Origin of the sequence: Aminobacter sp. HY435 (assembly GCF_027568395.1) — a bacterium.
In the GTDB taxonomy this organism is placed as follows: Bacteria; Pseudomonadota; Alphaproteobacteria; order Rhizobiales; family Rhizobiaceae; genus Aminobacter.
Window position 1 is genome coordinate 234,928 of the sequence record NZ_JANKZL010000011.1, and the last position, 15,342, is coordinate 250,269.

Consider the following 15,342-nt stretch of genomic DNA (forward strand, 5'->3'; position numbering starts at 1 on the left):
AGAATCGCGCAACCCATAACCTCCAAGGTATGCGATCTCTTCAATTGCTCCCAAAATCAGTAGGGCAGACCGACATAGTTCTCGGCCAGGGCAGCGGATGCCGCTTCGGAATGCACGAGATAGTCGAGCTCGGCTTCCTGGATACGCTGGCCGAAATCGTCGGTATCGGGGAAGCGGTGCAGCATCGTGGTCATCCACCAGGAGAAGCGGACCGCCTTCCAGACGCGCGACAAGGCGCGCGCCGAATAGGCATCGACGCCGGCAGTCGAGCGCTCCTGATAGAACTCGCGCAAACCCCAATACAGATAGCGCACATCGCTGGCTGCCAGATTGAGGCCCTTGGCGCCAGTGGGCGGCACGATGTGCGCGGCATCGCCGACCAGGAACATGCGGCCGAAGCGCATCGGCTCGGCGACGAAGGAGCGCAGCGGCGCGATCGACTTCTCGAAGGAAGCGCCGGTGACCACGCGCTCTGCCGCGACCGGCGGCAGGCGGCGACGCAGCTCGTCCCAGAAGCGGTCGTCGCTCCAGTCCTCGACCTTGTCGTCGAGCGGGCACTGCACATAGTAGCGGCTGCGGTGCGCCGAACGCATCGAGCAGAGCGCGAAGCCGCGTGGGTGGTTGGCGTAGATCAGTTCGTGATCGGCCGGCGGCACCTCGGCGAGGATGCCGAGCCAGCCGAAGGGATAGGCGCGTTCGTAGGTCTTGATGGCGCCCGCCGGCGCCGACTTGCGGCTGACGCCGTGGAATCCGTCGCAACCGGCGATGAAGTCGCAGCCAATGCGATGCGTCACGCCATCCTTTTCGTAGGTGACGAAGGGCGTATCGGTGTCGAAGCCCTGCGGCAGGACGTTCTTGGCGTCGTAGACCGTGGTCAGGCCGGCAGCCTCGCGCTTGTCCATCAGATCGTGCGTCACCTCGGTCTGGCCATAGACCATGACGCGCTTGCCGCCGGTCAGGCCGGCGAGGTCGATGCGGTGAAGACGGCTGTCGAAGGCAAGCGAGATGCCGTCGTGCGGCAGGCCCTCGGCATGCATGCGCGCGCCACAGCCAGCCTCGTCGAGCAGATCGACCATGCCCTGCTCGAGCACACCGGCGCGGACGCGGCCAAGCACATAGTCGCGGTCGACCCGTTCGAGGATGACAGTGTCGATGCCGCTGTTGGCGAGCAGCTGCCCGAGCAGCAGGCCGGAGGGGCCGGAGCCGATGATGACGACTTGCGTACGCATTTGTTGTCCTTCTTGCCGCGCGGCCCGTGGCGAGTTGCAGGCACGATCCTGCCGCCGTGTCGGGCGCTTGGTTGCTGGCGACGCCGGTTAGCTGCCCGACTGAGCGCCCATGCTTTCAATCTGTTCGGCGAGCGCATGCGCCTGCCTGAGGGCCGATGCCGTGGCCACCGCCATCTGCGGCAACAGCAGCCATTCCAGTGTCCAGGCAGCGCCCGAGCGTTCCTGTTCATGCACCAGCGCCTGATGCATGCCCGCGAGAAGCGTGGCGTTGAAGCGCGCCAGCGTGACCAGCGTTTCTGCCGCCACCGGGTTCTGCTTGTGCGGCATCGCCGACGACCCGCCGCCGCCGCTGAGCGAAATCTCGTCGCCTGCCTGCGCCATCAGCGCGACGTCCTGGCCGAACTTGCCGAGGCTGCCGGTGATGAGTGAAAGCAGGCTCGCAAGATCGGCTAGCCGATCGCGCTGGCTGTGCCATTGCGGCGCATCGCCAAGGCCGAGCCCATCGGCCAGCGCCTTGCGCACGGACTCGCCCTTGCCGCCGAGCTTGTCCAGCGTGCCGGCGGCGCCGCCGAACTGGACGACCAGCAGATCGGGTTTCATCGCGGCGAGGCGAACGCGATGGCGTTCGAGCGGCTCGCGCCATGCACGAACACGGTCGGCGACGGTGATCTCGATGGCCGCCTGCATGCGCGTGCGGCCCATCAGTGGCCGGGAACCGAAACGCGCTTCGAGCGACGCCAGCCCTGTCGCCAGTTCAGCGAGTTGCGCATCGAGGCGCTCGACGACACGCTTCAGCCGCAGCACCAGCGCGGTATCGATGACATCCTGGCTGGTGGCGCCGAAATGCACCTTGTCGCCATGGGCGTCGTTGGTCGCGTCGCGCAGCTGGCGCACCAGCTCGGGCACGACCACGCCATCGCGCGCCGTGGCAGCGCGTAGCGCGGCGATGTCGGGCAGGAAGGTGGCGACCGCCGCAACGATCGCCTCGGCGGCTTCCGCCGGAATGACCCCTTCCGCCGCCTCGGCCTCGGCCAGCGCCTGCTCGAAGGCAAACATAGCGTCGATCTCCGCCTCGACGGAGAACAGGCGCGACATCTGCTCGTCGCCGAGCAGGCCGGACAGGAAGGGATGATCGAAGGGCGATACGGTCATGGTGCGGCCGGTTCAGATGTCAAAGAACACGGTTTCCCGGTCGCCCTGCAGGTGGATGTCGAAGACATAGACATCGCCATGGCGCTCGGCGATGAGGGTCGGGACGCGGACGCGATGCTCAATGCGGGCGAGAACAGGATCTTCCGCATTGGCTAGTTCTTCGTCGGCAAAATACATACGGGTCTGCAGGCCGAGATTGATGCCGCGCGCGACGATCCAGAAAGTGACGTGCGGCGCCATCAGCACGCCCGGCTTATAGGGCACGCGCCCCGGCTTGATGGTCTCGAAGACGCATTCGCCCGACACCATGTCGGTGGGCATGCGGCCCCATCCGGTGAAATTGGGGTCGGCCGCGCCGCGGATCTCGGTCGGCGAATTGTAGAGGCCGGCGCTATCTGCCTGCCAGATCTCGATCAGTGCGTCCTTGAGCGGCGTGCCGGTGCCATCGAGCACGCGGGCGCGGATGGTGATGCGCTCGCCCTTGGTCTTGGCGTTGACCATTTCGGTGCCGAGGTCTTTTTCGAAGACACCGGGTATGCCGCAGAAGTTCGGCGTCAGGCCGATGTGGACGTAAGGGCCGGCGGTCTGCGAGGGGCTTTCCTTGAGCCGGTTCAGCGACTGGACCATCAGTTGCCCTCGAGGCGGTTTTCAAACAGCGATGAGCGGCGGCCGCGCAGGACAATGTCGAACTTGTAGGCGCGCGCGTCCATCGGGATCGTCGCCTGCATGTCGAGCGCAGCGATCAGCGTTTCGACGGCCGCCTTGTCGGGGATGGTCTTGACGATCGGGCAGAGCCAGATCAGCGGATCGCCCTCGAAATACATCTGGGTGATCAGGCGCTGGGCGAAGCCATGTCCGAAGACCGAGAAATGGATGTGCGCCGGACGCCAGTCGTTGACGCCATTCGGCCAGGGATAGGGACCCGGCTTGATGGTGCGGAAGGCGTAGTTGCCATCCTCATCGGTAATGGTGCGGCCGCAGCCGCCGAAATTGGGATCGAGGGCAGCGATGTAGCCCTCCTTCTTGTGGCGGTAGCGGCCACCGGCATTGGCCTGCCAGAATTCAAGCAGCGCACCGGATACCCCCTTGCCGCGCTCATCGAGCACGCGGCCATGGACGATGATGCGCTGACCGATGGCGCTCTCGCCCGGCTTGGCGAAATTGTGGATCAGGTCGTTGTCGAGTTCGCCCAGCATGTCGTGGCCGAACACCGGGCCGGTGATCTCGGAAATGGTGTTGTCCAGCGACAAAAGCGCCTTCTGGGGCGAGCGCAGCACTGATGTCTTGTAGATCGGCGTGAACGCCGGCGGGTGCCAGGCGCGATCGCGCTGAAAGAAGGCGCCGCTCTCAGGTTTTGCGTTCGACTTGGGATCAGTTGTCATCGGATTTGCCTGCATCCATTTCGGCAAAGACCTGCTTGGCGACCTTGATGGCGCGGTTGGCCGCCGGCACGCCGGCATAGATCGCGACATGCAGGAAAGCTTCGCAGATGTCTTCGCGGGTCGCGCCGGTGTTGGCGGTAGCGCGGACATGCATCGCCACTTCCTCATCATGGCCAAGGGCAGCCAGCAGCGCCAGCGTCACCATCGAGCGCTCGCGCTTGCTCCAGGCCGGACGCGCCCAGACGGTGCCCCAGGCGGCTTCGGTGATGAGCTGCTGGAATGGCCGGTCGAAGTCGGTCGAGGCCAGTTCGGCACGGTCGACATGGGCGTCGCCGAGCACGGAGCGCCGGACGGTGAGGCCTTCGCGATACCTTGTCGAGGCTGGCGCCGATGCGGTCATGGTCAATTCACTCCAGGGGAAGGCGGGCGATGAAACGCCGCATGAGGTCCGTCAGCGCAGTTGGCTGTTCGACGCAGGGAATGTGGCCCGCGCCGTCGATGATCTTGAAACGGGAGCCGGGGATGAGATCGGCCATGGAACGTACAAGCGCCGGCGGCGTGGAGCCGTCATGGTCGCCAACGACCACGAGCGTCGGCACCACTATCGCCTTGGCGGCTTCGGTGTAGTCGGCGTCGCGCAATGCCGCGCAGGTGCCGGCATAGCCTTCCAGCGGCTGGCGCGTCAGCATGTTGCGATAGCCGACCAGGTCGGCCTGGCGCTTGTCGTGGAACTCCGGCGTGAACCACAGCTTGAGCACGCCATCGGCGATCGACCCGATGCCATTCGCCTCGACCGCGGCGATGCGGGTGTTCCAGCTGTCCTCGGTGCCGATCTTGTGGGCGGTGTCGCAGAGGATCAGCCCATCGACCAGATCGGGACGCCTTGCATACAGGCCCTGGGCGATCAGGCCGCCTGCCGACAGGCCGCAGATGATGGCCTTCTTGACCTTGAGATGATCGAGCAGCCCGGCAAGGTCATCGACATGATCGTCCATCGAATAGGGCGCTTGGCCAATGTCAGACAGGCCATGGCCGCGCTTGTCGTAGGTGACGATGGGAAAATCGCCGGCAAGACCGACGATGACGTCACGCCAGATGCGGAAATCGGTGCCAAGAGAGTTGGCGAAGACAATCACCGGCTTGTCGGCTGGTCCACCGATCAACTGGTAGTGCAGCGTCACGCCGCCGATGTCGATGAATTGCACTCGATTTCTCCTCGTCGTGACAGTGGAGTAGTTGTTTGGTTTGGTAAAATGATATTTTGTGGCCTTCTATTAACCCGTGGGTTATGAGAAAGCATGATTGAAAGTCGCGTCCGGTTCCGCCATCTCCAGACCTTCCTAGAAGTCGCGCGCCAGAAAAGCGTGGTCAAGGCGGCCGGGCTGCTGAATGTCAGCCAGCCGGCGGTGACCAAGACGATCCGCGAACTGGAAGAGGCGCTGGGCGTTGCGGTTTTCGAGCGCGACGGGCGCGGCATCAAGATCACGCGTTCGGGCGAAATCTTCATGCAGCATGCCGGCATGGCAATCACCGCACTCAGGCAGGGCATCGACTCGGTGGCCAACGCGCGCGCCGAAGGCGGGCCACCAATCCGCATCGGCGCGCTGCCGACAGTTTCGGCGCATATCATGCCGCGGGCGATGAGCCTTTTTCTGAGCGAGGACACCGGCGCCACGATCAAGATCGTCACCGGTGAAAACGCGGTGCTGCTCGAGCAGTTGCGCCTTGGCGAACTGGACCTTGTCGTCGGCCGCCTCGCTGCGCCCGAGAAGATGACGGGTTTTTTCTTCGAGCATCTGTATTCCGAACAGGTCGTCTTCATCGTGCGCGACGGCCACCCGTTGCTGAAGCGCGGCGAGGACGTGTTCGAGCATCTCGCCAACTACCCTGTGCTGATGCCGACGCGCGCCTCGATCATCCGGCCGTTCGTCGAGCGTTTCTTCATCACCAATGGCGTCGCTTCGATCCCAACCGAGATCGAAACGGTGTCGGATGCCTTTGGCCGCGCCTTCGTGCGCCAGAGCGATGCGGTGTGGATCATTTCGCACGGTGTTGTCAGCGACGACATCAAGGAGGGCGCACTGAAGATCTTGCCTATCGACACTTCGGACACGCGCGGCCCGGTCGGGCTGACGATGCGCACCGACACCCAGCCCTCGGCGGCGTTCTCGATCCTGCTCAAGACCATTCGCGAAGCGGCGGCCGAGCGCGGCTGAGGCCGCCGCCATTCGCCGCGCCCCCTCGCAATCGCACATAGCATCCGCTACATACCCCCTAAGCTTGAAATGAGGATGCGATGGCCGAGAAGACCGAAGGGCGAAAGACGATCGTGTTGACCGGAGCCAGCCGCGGCATCGGCCACGCGACGGTGAAGCGCTTTTCGCGCGAAGGCTGGCGCGTCATCACCTGCTCGCGCCAGGCCTTTTCCGACGACTGCCCGTGGCCAGCAGGTCCCGATGACCACATCAAGGTCGACCTCGCCGACCAGGGCGACGTCGGCAGCGCCGTCTCGGAAATCCGGCAGCGGCTGGAAAAAGAAGGCGGGCAACTGCACGCGCTGGTCAACAATGCCGGCATTTCGCCCAAGTTGCAGGGCGGCGGCCGGATGAATTCCATCGACACGCCGATGCATGTCTGGCGCGACGTGTTCCAGGTCAATTTCCTGGCGCCGATCATGCTGGCGCGCGGCCTGTTCAAGGAACTGGCGGCGGCCAAGGGCTCGGTGGTCAACGTGACCTCGATTGCCGGCACCCGCGTCCACCCTTTCGCCGGCACGGCTTATGCGACGTCAAAGGCAGCACTTGGCGCGCTGACGCGCGAGATGGCTGCCGACTTCGGCCCGCATGGCATCCGCGTCAACGCAATCGCACCGGGCGAGATCGACACCGCGATCCTGTCGCCGGGTACCGACAAGATCGTCGAGACCATTCCGATGCGCCGGCTCGGCCTGACATCGGAGGTCGCCGACATCATCTACTTCCTGTGCTCGGGCCAGGCGTCCTATGTCACCGGCTCGGAAATCCACATCAACGGCGGCCAGCACGTGTAACCGGTCTGGCCTCCTTGCCTTCTCCCAGAGAAGAGGGAGAAGGCGACGTCATCATCCCCGTCCCCTAAACGAAAAGCCCGCTGGACGGCGGGCTTTTCGTTGTTGGATGCCGCTGTCGCTCAGGCCTTGACCTGTCTGGCAGCCTCATCGAGCGACTTCTCGACGGCGTCGAAGATGTCGTCGACCTGCTTGTCGTTGATGATCAGCGGCGGGCAGAAGGCCAACGCGTCACCCATGTTGCGGGAGATCACGCCGTTCTGCTGCAGCAGGCCGTTGACCAGGCCGCCGAGCGCGCCGGCTGCACCCCAAGGCGCCTTGGTCGTCTTGTCGGCAACGAGTTCCATGGCGCCGATGAGGGCGATGCCGCGGACTTCGCCAACGAGGTCGTGCGAGGCGATGCGGGCCAGGCGCTTTTGCATGTGGGCGCCGACCTCGCGGGCGTTGTCGACGAGGTTGCGCTCCTCGATGATGGCGATGTTTTCAAGCGCCACGGCTGCCGCGACCGGATGGCCGCCCGCAGTGAAGCCATGGCCGAAGGTGCCGATGCGGTTGCTCTCGTCGGCGATCGGCTCGTACACCTTGTCGTTGATCAGCATCGCCGAGATCGGCAGGTAGGACGACGAGATCTGCTTCGACATCACCATGATGTCGGGCCTCATCGCATAGGTCTCGGTGCCGAACATGTTGCCGGTGCGGCCGAAACCGCAGATGACTTCGTCGGCGACGAGCAGGATGTCGTACTTCTGCAAAACGGCCTGGATCTTTTCCCAGTAGCCGGCCGGCGGCACGACGACGCCGCCCGCGCCCATCACCGGCTCGCCGAAGAACGCGGCGATGGTCTCGGGACCCTCGGCCAGGATCAGCTTTTCCAGATCATCGGCAAGGCGGGTCGAGAACTGCTGCTCGGTCTCGCCGGGCAGCGCCTCGCGCCAATGGTGCGGCGACGAGGTGTGCAGCACATTGGCGATCGGCAGGTCGAAGGACAAGTGGTTGTTGGGCAGGCCGGTGAGGCTGGCCGAGGCGATGGTGACGCCGTGATAGGCGCGCTTGCGCGAAATGATCTTCTTGCGCTGCGGCTGGCCGAGCGCATTGGAGCGATACCAGATCATCTTCATGGCCGTGTCGTTGGCCTCGGATCCGGAGTTGGTGAAGAACGCCTTGCTCATCGGCACCGGCGCCATCGTCACCAGCTTCTCGGCCAGGTCGACCAGCGGCGAGTGACCCTTGTGGGTGAAGTTGTGGTAGAAGGGCAGCTTGGCCATCTGCCTGGTCGCGGCATCAACCAGGCGCTTCTCCGAGAAGCCGACGCCGACGCTCCACAGCCCCGACATCGCCTCGATGTAGCGCTTGCCGGAGATATCCTCGACATAGATGCCGTCACCCTTTTCGATGATCAGCGGCCCGACTTCCTCGTGGCGGCGCGCATTGGTGTAGGCATGCATGTGGTATTTCTTGTCGCGCGCTTCGGGCGAATTGGGCTGGCTGTCCATGGCTGTTTCCTTCGTTCCAGAGAGGCCGCGGTGGCAGCGGCGACGTTGTCATTTTTGCGATTGCCCGGCCGGCTACCGCTTGCAAAAGCCGCAAATTGTTGTTTGATGCATCATGTTTTTCGGGGACAGAAGTGTCAAGGGCCAGCGAAGCATCGCCGACTGTCCAGCAGCGCCGGCAGGAACGGGACATGAACCAGAATTTTGGCTTCAGGGCCGTCGAACATGACAATCTTGGCGAGGTCGTCTACGGCCAGCTTTCCGACGCGCTGATCAAGGGACGCTTCGCGCCCGGCGCGCGGCTGACCATCCGTGACCTGGCGCAGTCGCTCGGCACATCGGTGACGCCGGTGCGCGACGCGATCCTGCGGCTGATCCAGGACGAGGCGCTGGTGCAGAAATCGGCGCGCGAGGTGCGCGTGCCCGTCATGACGCTGGAGCGCTATCTCGAAATCCGTCAGATCCGGATGAAGCTCGAGGGCCTTGCAGCACGAGAAGCGGCACTGAAGGCGGAGGCCACTGACATGGCGCGGCTCAGCGAACTGATCGACCGCAACGAGCGCGCTATCTCCGACCGGGACTGGAGCGCGGCGCTGGAGCTCAACCAGACTTTTCACTTCGCCTTGGCCGAGATCGCCAACATGAACGTGCTGCGCGGCATCCTCGGCCGGCTGTGGCTGCAGATGGGGCCGATGATCGCCGCATCCTATCAGCATGGCGGGCGGGCGATGATCGACCACCACCACGTCATCTTGCAGGCGATAGGCGCGCGCGATGCCGACAAGGCCGAGCGCGCCATCGTCGACGACATCAGGGGGGCAAGCTCGGCAATCATCGAACAGCTGGCGGCGCTCAAGCCGGCCGGGGACAATGGCTGAGATGGACAGTGTCGACTGCGTCGTTGCCGGTGCCGGCGTCATCGGCCTTGCGGTTGCCCGGGAACTGGCCCGCCAGGGCATGGACACCGTCATTGTCGAGATTGCGGACGCGATCGGCACCGAGACCAGTTCACGCAATTCCGAAGTCATTCACGCCGGCATCTATTATCCCACCGGCAGCCTGAAGGCGAAGCTGTGCGTCGAAGGTCGGGCCAAGCTCTATGCCTATGCCGAACAGCACAACATTGGGCACAAGCGCTGCGGCAAGCTGATCGTGGCGACGCTGCCCGAGCAGGTCGCCACCCTGGAGGGCATCGCCGCCAAGGCAAAGGCCTGCGGGGTTGACGACCTTGTCATGCTGAGCGGGGCGCAGGCACGTGCGATGGAGCCCTCGCTGTCATGCGTGGCGGCCGTCTTGTCGCCGTCCACCGGCATCATCGACAGCCATGGGCTGATGCTCGCCCTGCTCGGCGAAGCCGAAGACGGCGGCGGCTTCCTCAGCCTCAACACCGAAATCGTCTCCGGACGGATCGAAGGCGGCCGCTTCATGCTCCGGACGCGCGATCGCATCAGCGGCAACGATTATGAAATCGCCGCCCGCCACTTCGTCAACGCTGCGGGTCTGGGCGCCAACGCCATCGCCAGCAAGCTGGACGGCCTCGACCCGTCATGCGTGCCGAAGCTGCAGCTGGCACGTGGCAATTACTTCTCGGTCACCGGCAAGCCGGCCTTTTCCAGGCTGATCTACCCGGTGCCGGAACCGGGAGGGCTCGGCGTTCATCTGACGCTCGACCTCAATGGCGGCATGCGTTTTGGTCCCGATGTCGAATGGATCGAAACGAAAGACTACTGCGTCGATCCGCGCCGTGCCGACCACTTCCATGGTGAGATCCGCAAATACTGGCCCGGCATCGCCGATGCCAGCCTGAGCCCGGCCTATTGCGGCATCCGCCCCAAGCTGTCTGGCCCGGCAGAACCGGCCGGCGACTTCGTCATCCAGGGAGCCGAAACCCATGGCATCGACAATCTCGTCAATCTGTTCGGCATCGAAAGCCCGGGGCTCACCTCGTCGCTGGCGATCGCCGAGCTGGTGGCGCAACGGCTTCGCCGAACCTATGTCTAGCGCGACCGCTCCGGCGCGCCCTTCTTCAGCGACAACACTGACCCACGCCTCACCCGATACGACCGACCCAGCAAGGACACAGCATGTACCCTGACGTAAAACTGTTCATCGACGGCAAGTGGACGGCTGCCGAAGGCGGCAAGACCATCGACGTCTACAATCCCGCCACCAACGAAAAGATCGGCACCGTGGCATCGGCGAGCAAGGCCGATCTCGACCGCGCGCTCGCAGCCGCCGACCGCGGCTTCAGGGTCTGGCGCAAGGTGTCGCCCTATGACCGCTCCAAGGTGCTGCGCCGCGCCGCCGACCTGATGCGCGAGCGCGCCGACGCGATCGCCGAAGTGCTGTCTGTCGAGCAGGGCAAGCCGGTCGGCGAGGCCAAGGCCGAATTGCTCGGCTCGGCCGACCTGTTCGACTGGTTCGCCGAAGAAGGCCGCCGCACCTATGGCCGTATCATTCCTGCCCGGGCGGCCGGCATCACCCAACTCGTGGTCAAGGAGCCGGTCGGCCCCGTGGCGGCATTCACGCCGTGGAATTTCCCCGTGTCGCAGGCGGTGCGCAAGATAGGTGCCGCCCTTGCCACCGGCTGCTCGATCATCGTCAAGCCGCCGGAAGAAACCCCTGGCTCGCCCGCCTTCCTCGGCGACATCTTCAAGGACGCCGGCCTGCCCGACGGCGTGCTGAACCTGGTCTATGGCAACCCGCCCGAAATCTCCGGCTACCTGGTGCCGCATCCAGTCATCCGCAAGGTGTCGTTCACCGGCTCGGTGCCGGTCGGCAAGCACCTCGCGGCCCTGGCCGGCCAGCATATGAAGCGCGCCACGATGGAACTCGGCGGTCATGCGCCGGCAATGGTCTTCGACGATGCCGACATCGACCACGCGGCAGCAACACTTGCCGGCTCGAAATTCCGCAATGCCGGCCAGGTCTGCGTGTCGCCGACGCGCTTCCTGATCCAGGAGAGCGTGCACGATCGCTTCCTCGGCAAGTTCGTCGAACATGCCAGGGCAGTGAAGGTCGGCGACGGCCTGGTCGAGGGCACGCGCATGGGCCCGCTGGTCAACGAGCGGCGCCTCGAGGCGGTGGAGAAGCTGATCACCGAGGCGGTCAGCGACGGCGCGAAGATCGAGACCGGCGGCAAGCGCATCGGCAACAAGGGCTCGTATTTCGAGCCGACGGTGCTGTCGGGCGTGCGCCCCGACATGCGCATCATGAACGAGGAGCCGTTCGGCCCGGTCGCCCTGGTGATGCCGTTCAAGAGCTTCGAAGACGTCGTGGCCGAGGCCAACCGCCTGCCCTACGGCCTTGCCGCCTACGCCTTCACCAAGTCGCACAAGACGGTGACCGACCTCGGCGCCGAGATCGAGACCGGCATGCTGACGATCAACCACCTCGGCCTGGCGCTTCCCGAAACGCCGTTCGGCGGCATCAAGGACAGCGGCTATGGTTCGGAAGGCGGCTCGGAAGCGCTCGAAGCCTACCTGGTCACCAAGTTCGTGACCCAGGCCAACGGCTGATCCCAATGTGGTCGCGACCGGTGCAGGAACCCTGCGCCGGTCGGCCTATGCGGTTTTCGGCCGCTTCGACTGCAGCACATTGCGGATCGAAAAACTCGAATGGATACGGGCCAGCCCCGGCAGCGCCGACAGGATCTCCTTGTGCACGCGCTCGAAATCGGCGGCGCTTGCCACCTCGACGCGCAGGAAATAATCGGAGTCGCCGGTCATCAGGTAGCACTCCTTGATCTCCGGATGCCGCCGCACCGCCAGCTCGAAGCGGTTGAAGTAGTCCTCGGTCTGGCGCTCCAGCGTGATCTGGACAATGACGGCAATACCCTCGTCGGCTGCGGCATTGCCGACGATCGCGGTGTAGCCCCTGATAACGCCTTCCTGTTCCAGAATCTGCACCCGCCTCAGGCACGCCGATGGCGACAGGCCGACCTCCGCGGCCAGGCTGGCGTTGCTGACGCGCGCATTGGCCCGCAGCGAACGGATGATGGCACGGTCTACCGCATCGAGTGAGGACATCGCATTTTCTTCCATTCCACTGTGAAAAATTGCACAGATTACATCCAATTCGCACAAGCTTCATCACATTGGCAAGATTTTCGCCGATCGTTGCGATATTCTTGCGGGATTGGGCGAGGACAGTTCCCGGATATGACCATGAGCGTGCGAAGCGACATCGAAAGCCGTGCTGCGTGTGGCGTGTTGACGATCGATTTGGCCGCCATCGTCGCCAATTACCAGCTTCTTTGCCGGCAAACGGCCCCCTCCAAAGCAGCAGGGGTCGTCAAGGCGGATGCCTACGGGCTTGGCGTCGCCCATGTCGCACCGGCGCTCTACGACGCCGGCTGCCGCGATTTCTTCGTCGCGCATTTCGTCGAGGCCGTCAGGCTGAAACCTTATCTCCCAAGCGACGCGCGCATCCTGGTCCTGAACGGCCTGTTGCCGGGCAGCGAGACCGACTGCGCCGATCTCGGCGTCGTGCCGGTGCTGAACTCGCTGGAGCAAGTGACCAACTGGTCGGCGACGGCCAAGGCGCTCGGCAAGACGCTGCCGGCAGCCATACAGGTCGACACCGGCATGTCGCGCCTCGGCCTCGAACCCCAGGACGTCGACACGCTGCTGGCCGAGCCCGAACGCCTTGCCAGCGTCCACGTCGAGATCGTCATGAGCCACCTCGCCTGCGGCGACGAGGTCGAGCACGACGCCAACCCGCGCCAGCTGGCGCGGATGAGGGCCGTGCGCGCGCGCTTCCCCGACGCAAAACTGTCCTTTGCCAATTCGGCCGGCATCTTCCTCGGCGACGACTTTCACGGCGACCTGGCGCGCCCGGGCATCGCGCTCTATGGCGGCGCGCCACTTGCCGGCGGCGACAATCCAATGCGCCCGGTCGTCCGCCTCGAAGTTGGCATCGTCCAGACCCGCACCGTGCATGCCGGCGCCGAGATCGGCTATGGCGCAAGCTTCGTCGCCCCCGCGAAGATGCGGCTTGCCACCATCGCCGCCGGTTATGCCGACGGCCTGCCGCGCCATTTGAGCAATTCCGGTGCCGCCTTTTTCGGCGGCGTGCGCCTGCCCATCGTCGGCCGCGTCTCGATGGACAGCATCATCCTCGACGTCACCGACTTGCCGGCCGGAACACTGAAGCTCGGCGACATGGTCGAACTGATCGGCCCGCACCAGACGCTCGAAATGATTGCGTCGGATGCCGGGACTATCTCCTATGAAATCCTGACCAGCCTGGGCCGGCGCTACAGGCGCCGCTACCTCAGCCCGGCAGCGCGCTAAACCACAGGGGCAATCATGCGTGTAGTCATCCTCGGCGCCGGCGTCATCGGCGTGACCTCGGCCTACTACCTGGCCAAGGCAGGCCACAAGGTCACCGTGCTCGACCGCCAGTCGGGACCGGCGCTGGAGACGAGCTTTGCCAATGCCGGCGAAATCTCGCCCGGCTATGCCTCGCCCTGGGCTGCGCCAGGGATTCCGCAAAAGGCGATGAAGTGGCTGTTCATGAAGCACGCGCCGCTGATCATCCAGCCAATGCTCGACATCAAGACCTGGCGCTGGGTGACGGCGATGCTGCGCAACTGCACCTCGGCCCGCTACGCTCTCAACAAGAGCCGCATGGTGCGGCTTGCCGAATACAGCCGCGACCAGCTGATTTCGCTGCGCGACGACACCGGCATCGAATACGACCACCGCACACAGGGCACGCTGCAGCTGTTCCGCTACCAGAAGCAGCTCGATGGCATGGCCAAGGACATCGAGGTGCTCAAGAGCGACGGCGTGCCTTATGAAGTCCTTGACGCCTCGGGCTGCATCGCCGCCGAACCGGGCCTGGCACCGGTGCGCGAGAAGATTGCCGGCGGCCTGCGCCTGCCCAATGACGAGACCGGCGACTGCTTCAAGTTCACCAACGAACTGGCGAAGCTCGCCGAAGGCCTCGGCGTCGAGTTCCGCTACGATGTGAAGCTCGAGAGCTTGCGCCTGGAGGGCGTTCGCATCGTTGCCGTGCGCACCTCGGAGGGCGAGATCGAGGCCGACATCTTCGTCGGCGCGCTCGGCAGCTTCACGCCGGCCTTCGTCAAGCCGCTCGGCCTCACTGTGCCGGTCTATCCGGTCAAGGGCTATTCGATCACCGTGCCGATCGTCGACGAGGCCAGGGCGCCGGTGTCGACCATCATGGACGACACCTACAAGATCGCCATCACCCGCCTCGGCGACCGCATCCGCGTCGGCGGCATGGCCGAGATCGCCGGCTTCAACACCGACCTGTCGGCTTCGCGCAAGGCAACACTGCAGTTTTCGGTCGAGGATCTGTTCGGCGGTGCCGGCGACCAGAGCCGCGCCACCTTCTGGAGCGGCCTGCGTCCGATGACGCCAGACGGTACGCCGGTGATCGGGCGCACCAGGTTCGACAATTTCTACCTCAACACCGGCCACGGCACGCTGGGCTGGACGATGGCCTGTGGCTCGGGCCGGGTTCTGGCGGACATGATCGGCGGGGTGCGTCCTGAGATCGACGTTTCGGATCTGGCGCTGTCGCGCTACGCCTAATAGCCGGCAAACTTTCGCCTCGCGGCGGCTTCAGGCAAGCTGGTTTGAAGCAAAAACAGCCCGTCGGATTGTCCGAACGTGCTGTTGTTGGATGCGGCATGCGCTACAGGCAGAACATCGAGAGGTCATGCCGCCAGCGACATGAGTTCCCGGGCCTTGCGTCTCCGCCGGTTGCTCAGGCCGCGGCCAGCAGCGTAACAAAAGACGTCGAGGCTCCAATCGCGGCTGGATGACCATTCAGTGGCAGGTCGAAGCGTTGCGATCTGGAGACGCAAAAACGCCCGCGCGAGGCGGGCGTTTGTTTGTTTTGTTTGGCTGGTTTGGCTTTGCGGCCGGCGGCCTGCCGGTTTTGGCCTTATGGTCGGGGGAGGCTGCGCTGCGTGTCGGGCATCGGCGCCGCGGATGGTCCGGCCGGTGCGCTTGTATTTGTGATTTTGAGGACTGTTGGTTGCGGGGGTTGGATTTGAACCAACGACCTTC

Annotated in this window: 16 protein-coding genes; 7 read left to right on the forward strand and 9 right to left on the reverse strand. The window is 64.6% G+C overall.

Features of this window, described 5'->3' with window-relative positions; translation table 11 throughout:
- Positions 1-56: 56 nt before the first annotated feature.
- The 6 genes from pobA to pcaD all read right to left on the reverse strand — a co-directional run bounded on the left by pobA (position 57) and on the right by pcaD (position 4,968).
- Positions 57-1,229: a 4-hydroxybenzoate 3-monooxygenase gene (gene pobA / locus PCJ21_RS17800; RefSeq protein ID WP_269932761.1), complete on the reverse strand. Its 1,173-nt coding sequence runs from the start codon at positions 1,227-1,229 to the stop codon at positions 57-59.
- A gap of 87 nt (positions 1,230-1,316) precedes the next feature.
- Entirely contained in the window at positions 1,317-2,381 is a 1,065-nt protein-coding gene (locus tag PCJ21_RS17805; protein ID WP_269932762.1) for a 3-carboxy-cis,cis-muconate cycloisomerase, read from the reverse strand.
- 12 nt (positions 2,382-2,393) lie between these two features.
- Positions 2,394-3,008, reverse strand: coding sequence for a protocatechuate 3,4-dioxygenase subunit alpha (pcaG, locus tag PCJ21_RS17810; RefSeq protein ID WP_269932763.1), 615 nt, complete (start codon positions 3,006-3,008; stop codon positions 2,394-2,396).
- The gene (gene pcaH / locus PCJ21_RS17815; protein WP_269932764.1) at positions 3,008-3,763 is read right to left on the reverse strand and encodes a protocatechuate 3,4-dioxygenase subunit beta; all 756 of its coding nucleotides are present in this window, start codon (positions 3,761-3,763) and stop codon (positions 3,008-3,010) included. The genes pcaG and pcaH overlap by 1 nt, the downstream gene beginning before the upstream one ends.
- A complete protein-coding gene (gene pcaC / locus PCJ21_RS17820; RefSeq protein ID WP_269932765.1) occupies positions 3,753-4,163 on the reverse strand; it encodes a 4-carboxymuconolactone decarboxylase in 411 nt (136 codons plus the stop codon). The genes pcaH and pcaC overlap by 11 nt, the downstream gene beginning before the upstream one ends.
- Before the next feature lie 7 nt (positions 4,164-4,170).
- A complete protein-coding gene (gene pcaD, locus PCJ21_RS17825) occupies positions 4,171-4,968 on the reverse strand; it encodes a 3-oxoadipate enol-lactonase (protein ID WP_269932766.1) in 798 nt (265 codons plus the stop codon).
- A gap of 93 nt (positions 4,969-5,061) precedes the next feature.
- Between pcaD and pcaQ the strand changes: the two genes are divergently transcribed.
- Entirely contained in the window at positions 5,062-5,979 is a 918-nt protein-coding gene (gene pcaQ / locus PCJ21_RS17830; protein WP_269932767.1) for a pca operon transcription factor PcaQ, read from the forward strand.
- 80 nt (positions 5,980-6,059) lie between these two features.
- Complete coding sequence (locus tag PCJ21_RS17835; protein ID WP_269932768.1) at positions 6,060-6,812, forward strand: SDR family NAD(P)-dependent oxidoreductase; 753 nt, start codon at positions 6,060-6,062, stop codon at positions 6,810-6,812.
- 119 nt (positions 6,813-6,931) lie between these two features.
- On the opposite strand, the gene PCJ21_RS17840 is transcribed toward PCJ21_RS17835, so the two are convergent.
- The gene (locus tag PCJ21_RS17840; RefSeq protein WP_269932769.1) at positions 6,932-8,302 is read right to left on the reverse strand and encodes an aspartate aminotransferase family protein; all 1,371 of its coding nucleotides are present in this window, start codon (positions 8,300-8,302) and stop codon (positions 6,932-6,934) included.
- 188 nt (positions 8,303-8,490) lie between these two features.
- Between PCJ21_RS17840 and PCJ21_RS17845 the strand changes: the two genes are divergently transcribed.
- The 3 genes from PCJ21_RS17845 to PCJ21_RS17855 all read left to right on the forward strand — a co-directional run bounded on the left by PCJ21_RS17845 (position 8,491) and on the right by PCJ21_RS17855 (position 11,817).
- Positions 8,491-9,177 carry a GntR family transcriptional regulator gene (locus PCJ21_RS17845; protein WP_269932770.1) on the forward strand — a complete coding sequence of 229 codons (687 nt, stop codon included), beginning with the start codon at positions 8,491-8,493 and terminating at the stop codon, positions 9,175-9,177.
- A 1-nt stretch (position 9,178) separates the two neighbouring features.
- The gene (locus tag PCJ21_RS17850) at positions 9,179-10,300 is read left to right on the forward strand and encodes an NAD(P)/FAD-dependent oxidoreductase (protein WP_269932771.1); all 1,122 of its coding nucleotides are present in this window, start codon (positions 9,179-9,181) and stop codon (positions 10,298-10,300) included.
- A gap of 83 nt (positions 10,301-10,383) precedes the next feature.
- A complete protein-coding gene (locus PCJ21_RS17855; RefSeq protein WP_269932772.1) occupies positions 10,384-11,817 on the forward strand; it encodes an NAD-dependent succinate-semialdehyde dehydrogenase in 1,434 nt (477 codons plus the stop codon).
- 45 nt (positions 11,818-11,862) lie between these two features.
- On the opposite strand, the gene PCJ21_RS17860 is transcribed toward PCJ21_RS17855, so the two are convergent.
- Positions 11,863-12,327 carry an Lrp/AsnC family transcriptional regulator gene (locus PCJ21_RS17860; RefSeq protein WP_269932773.1) on the reverse strand — a complete coding sequence of 155 codons (465 nt, stop codon included), beginning with the start codon at positions 12,325-12,327 and terminating at the stop codon, positions 11,863-11,865.
- A 132-nt stretch (positions 12,328-12,459) separates the two neighbouring features.
- On the opposite strand from PCJ21_RS17860, the gene alr reads away from it, so the two are divergent.
- Together alr and PCJ21_RS17870 are read left to right on the forward strand one after the other, a co-directional pair.
- The gene (alr, locus tag PCJ21_RS17865; protein WP_269932774.1) at positions 12,460-13,593 is read left to right on the forward strand and encodes an alanine racemase; all 1,134 of its coding nucleotides are present in this window, start codon (positions 12,460-12,462) and stop codon (positions 13,591-13,593) included.
- Positions 13,594-13,608: 15 nt separating this feature from the next.
- Positions 13,609-14,862 (forward strand): D-amino acid dehydrogenase, encoded by a 1,254-nt coding sequence (locus PCJ21_RS17870; RefSeq protein ID WP_269932775.1) that lies wholly within the window; start codon positions 13,609-13,611, stop codon positions 14,860-14,862.
- 125 nt (positions 14,863-14,987) lie between these two features.
- On the opposite strand, the gene PCJ21_RS17875 is transcribed toward PCJ21_RS17870, so the two are convergent.
- Positions 14,988-15,342, reverse strand: a 355-nt coding sequence (locus tag PCJ21_RS17875) for a hypothetical protein (protein ID WP_269932776.1), incomplete at its 5' end; no start/stop codon positions are given.

What these genes read in the sequence shown, in the direction of transcription:
- pobA (WP_269932761.1), bottom strand. Translation starts at nt 1,229, where the DNA reads ATGCGTACGCAAGTCGTCATCATCGGCTCCGGCCCCTCCGGCCTGCTG.
- PCJ21_RS17805 (WP_269932762.1), bottom strand. Translation starts at nt 2,381, where the DNA reads ATGACCGTATCGCCCTTCGATCATCCCTTCCTGTCCGGCCTGCTCGGC.
- pcaG (WP_269932763.1), bottom strand. Translation starts at nt 3,008, where the DNA reads ATGGTCCAGTCGCTGAACCGGCTCAAGGAAAGCCCCTCGCAGACCGCC.
- pcaH (WP_269932764.1), bottom strand. Translation starts at nt 3,763, where the DNA reads ATGACAACTGATCCCAAGTCGAACGCAAAACCTGAGAGCGGCGCCTTC.
- pcaC (WP_269932765.1), bottom strand. Translation starts at nt 4,163, where the DNA reads ATGACCGCATCGGCGCCAGCCTCGACAAGGTATCGCGAAGGCCTCACC.
- pcaQ (WP_269932767.1), top strand. Translation starts at nt 5,062, where the DNA reads ATGATTGAAAGTCGCGTCCGGTTCCGCCATCTCCAGACCTTCCTAGAA.
- PCJ21_RS17835 (WP_269932768.1), top strand. Translation starts at nt 6,060, where the DNA reads ATGGCCGAGAAGACCGAAGGGCGAAAGACGATCGTGTTGACCGGAGCC.
- PCJ21_RS17840 (WP_269932769.1), bottom strand. Translation starts at nt 8,302, where the DNA reads ATGGACAGCCAGCCCAATTCGCCCGAAGCGCGCGACAAGAAATACCAC.
- PCJ21_RS17845 (WP_269932770.1), top strand. Translation starts at nt 8,491, where the DNA reads ATGAACCAGAATTTTGGCTTCAGGGCCGTCGAACATGACAATCTTGGC.
- PCJ21_RS17850 (WP_269932771.1), top strand. Translation starts at nt 9,179, where the DNA reads ATGGACAGTGTCGACTGCGTCGTTGCCGGTGCCGGCGTCATCGGCCTT.
- PCJ21_RS17855 (WP_269932772.1), top strand. Translation starts at nt 10,384, where the DNA reads ATGTACCCTGACGTAAAACTGTTCATCGACGGCAAGTGGACGGCTGCC.
- PCJ21_RS17860 (WP_269932773.1), bottom strand. Translation starts at nt 12,327, where the DNA reads ATGTCCTCACTCGATGCGGTAGACCGTGCCATCATCCGTTCGCTGCGG.
- alr (WP_269932774.1), top strand. Translation starts at nt 12,460, where the DNA reads ATGACCATGAGCGTGCGAAGCGACATCGAAAGCCGTGCTGCGTGTGGC.
- PCJ21_RS17870 (WP_269932775.1), top strand. Translation starts at nt 13,609, where the DNA reads ATGCGTGTAGTCATCCTCGGCGCCGGCGTCATCGGCGTGACCTCGGCC.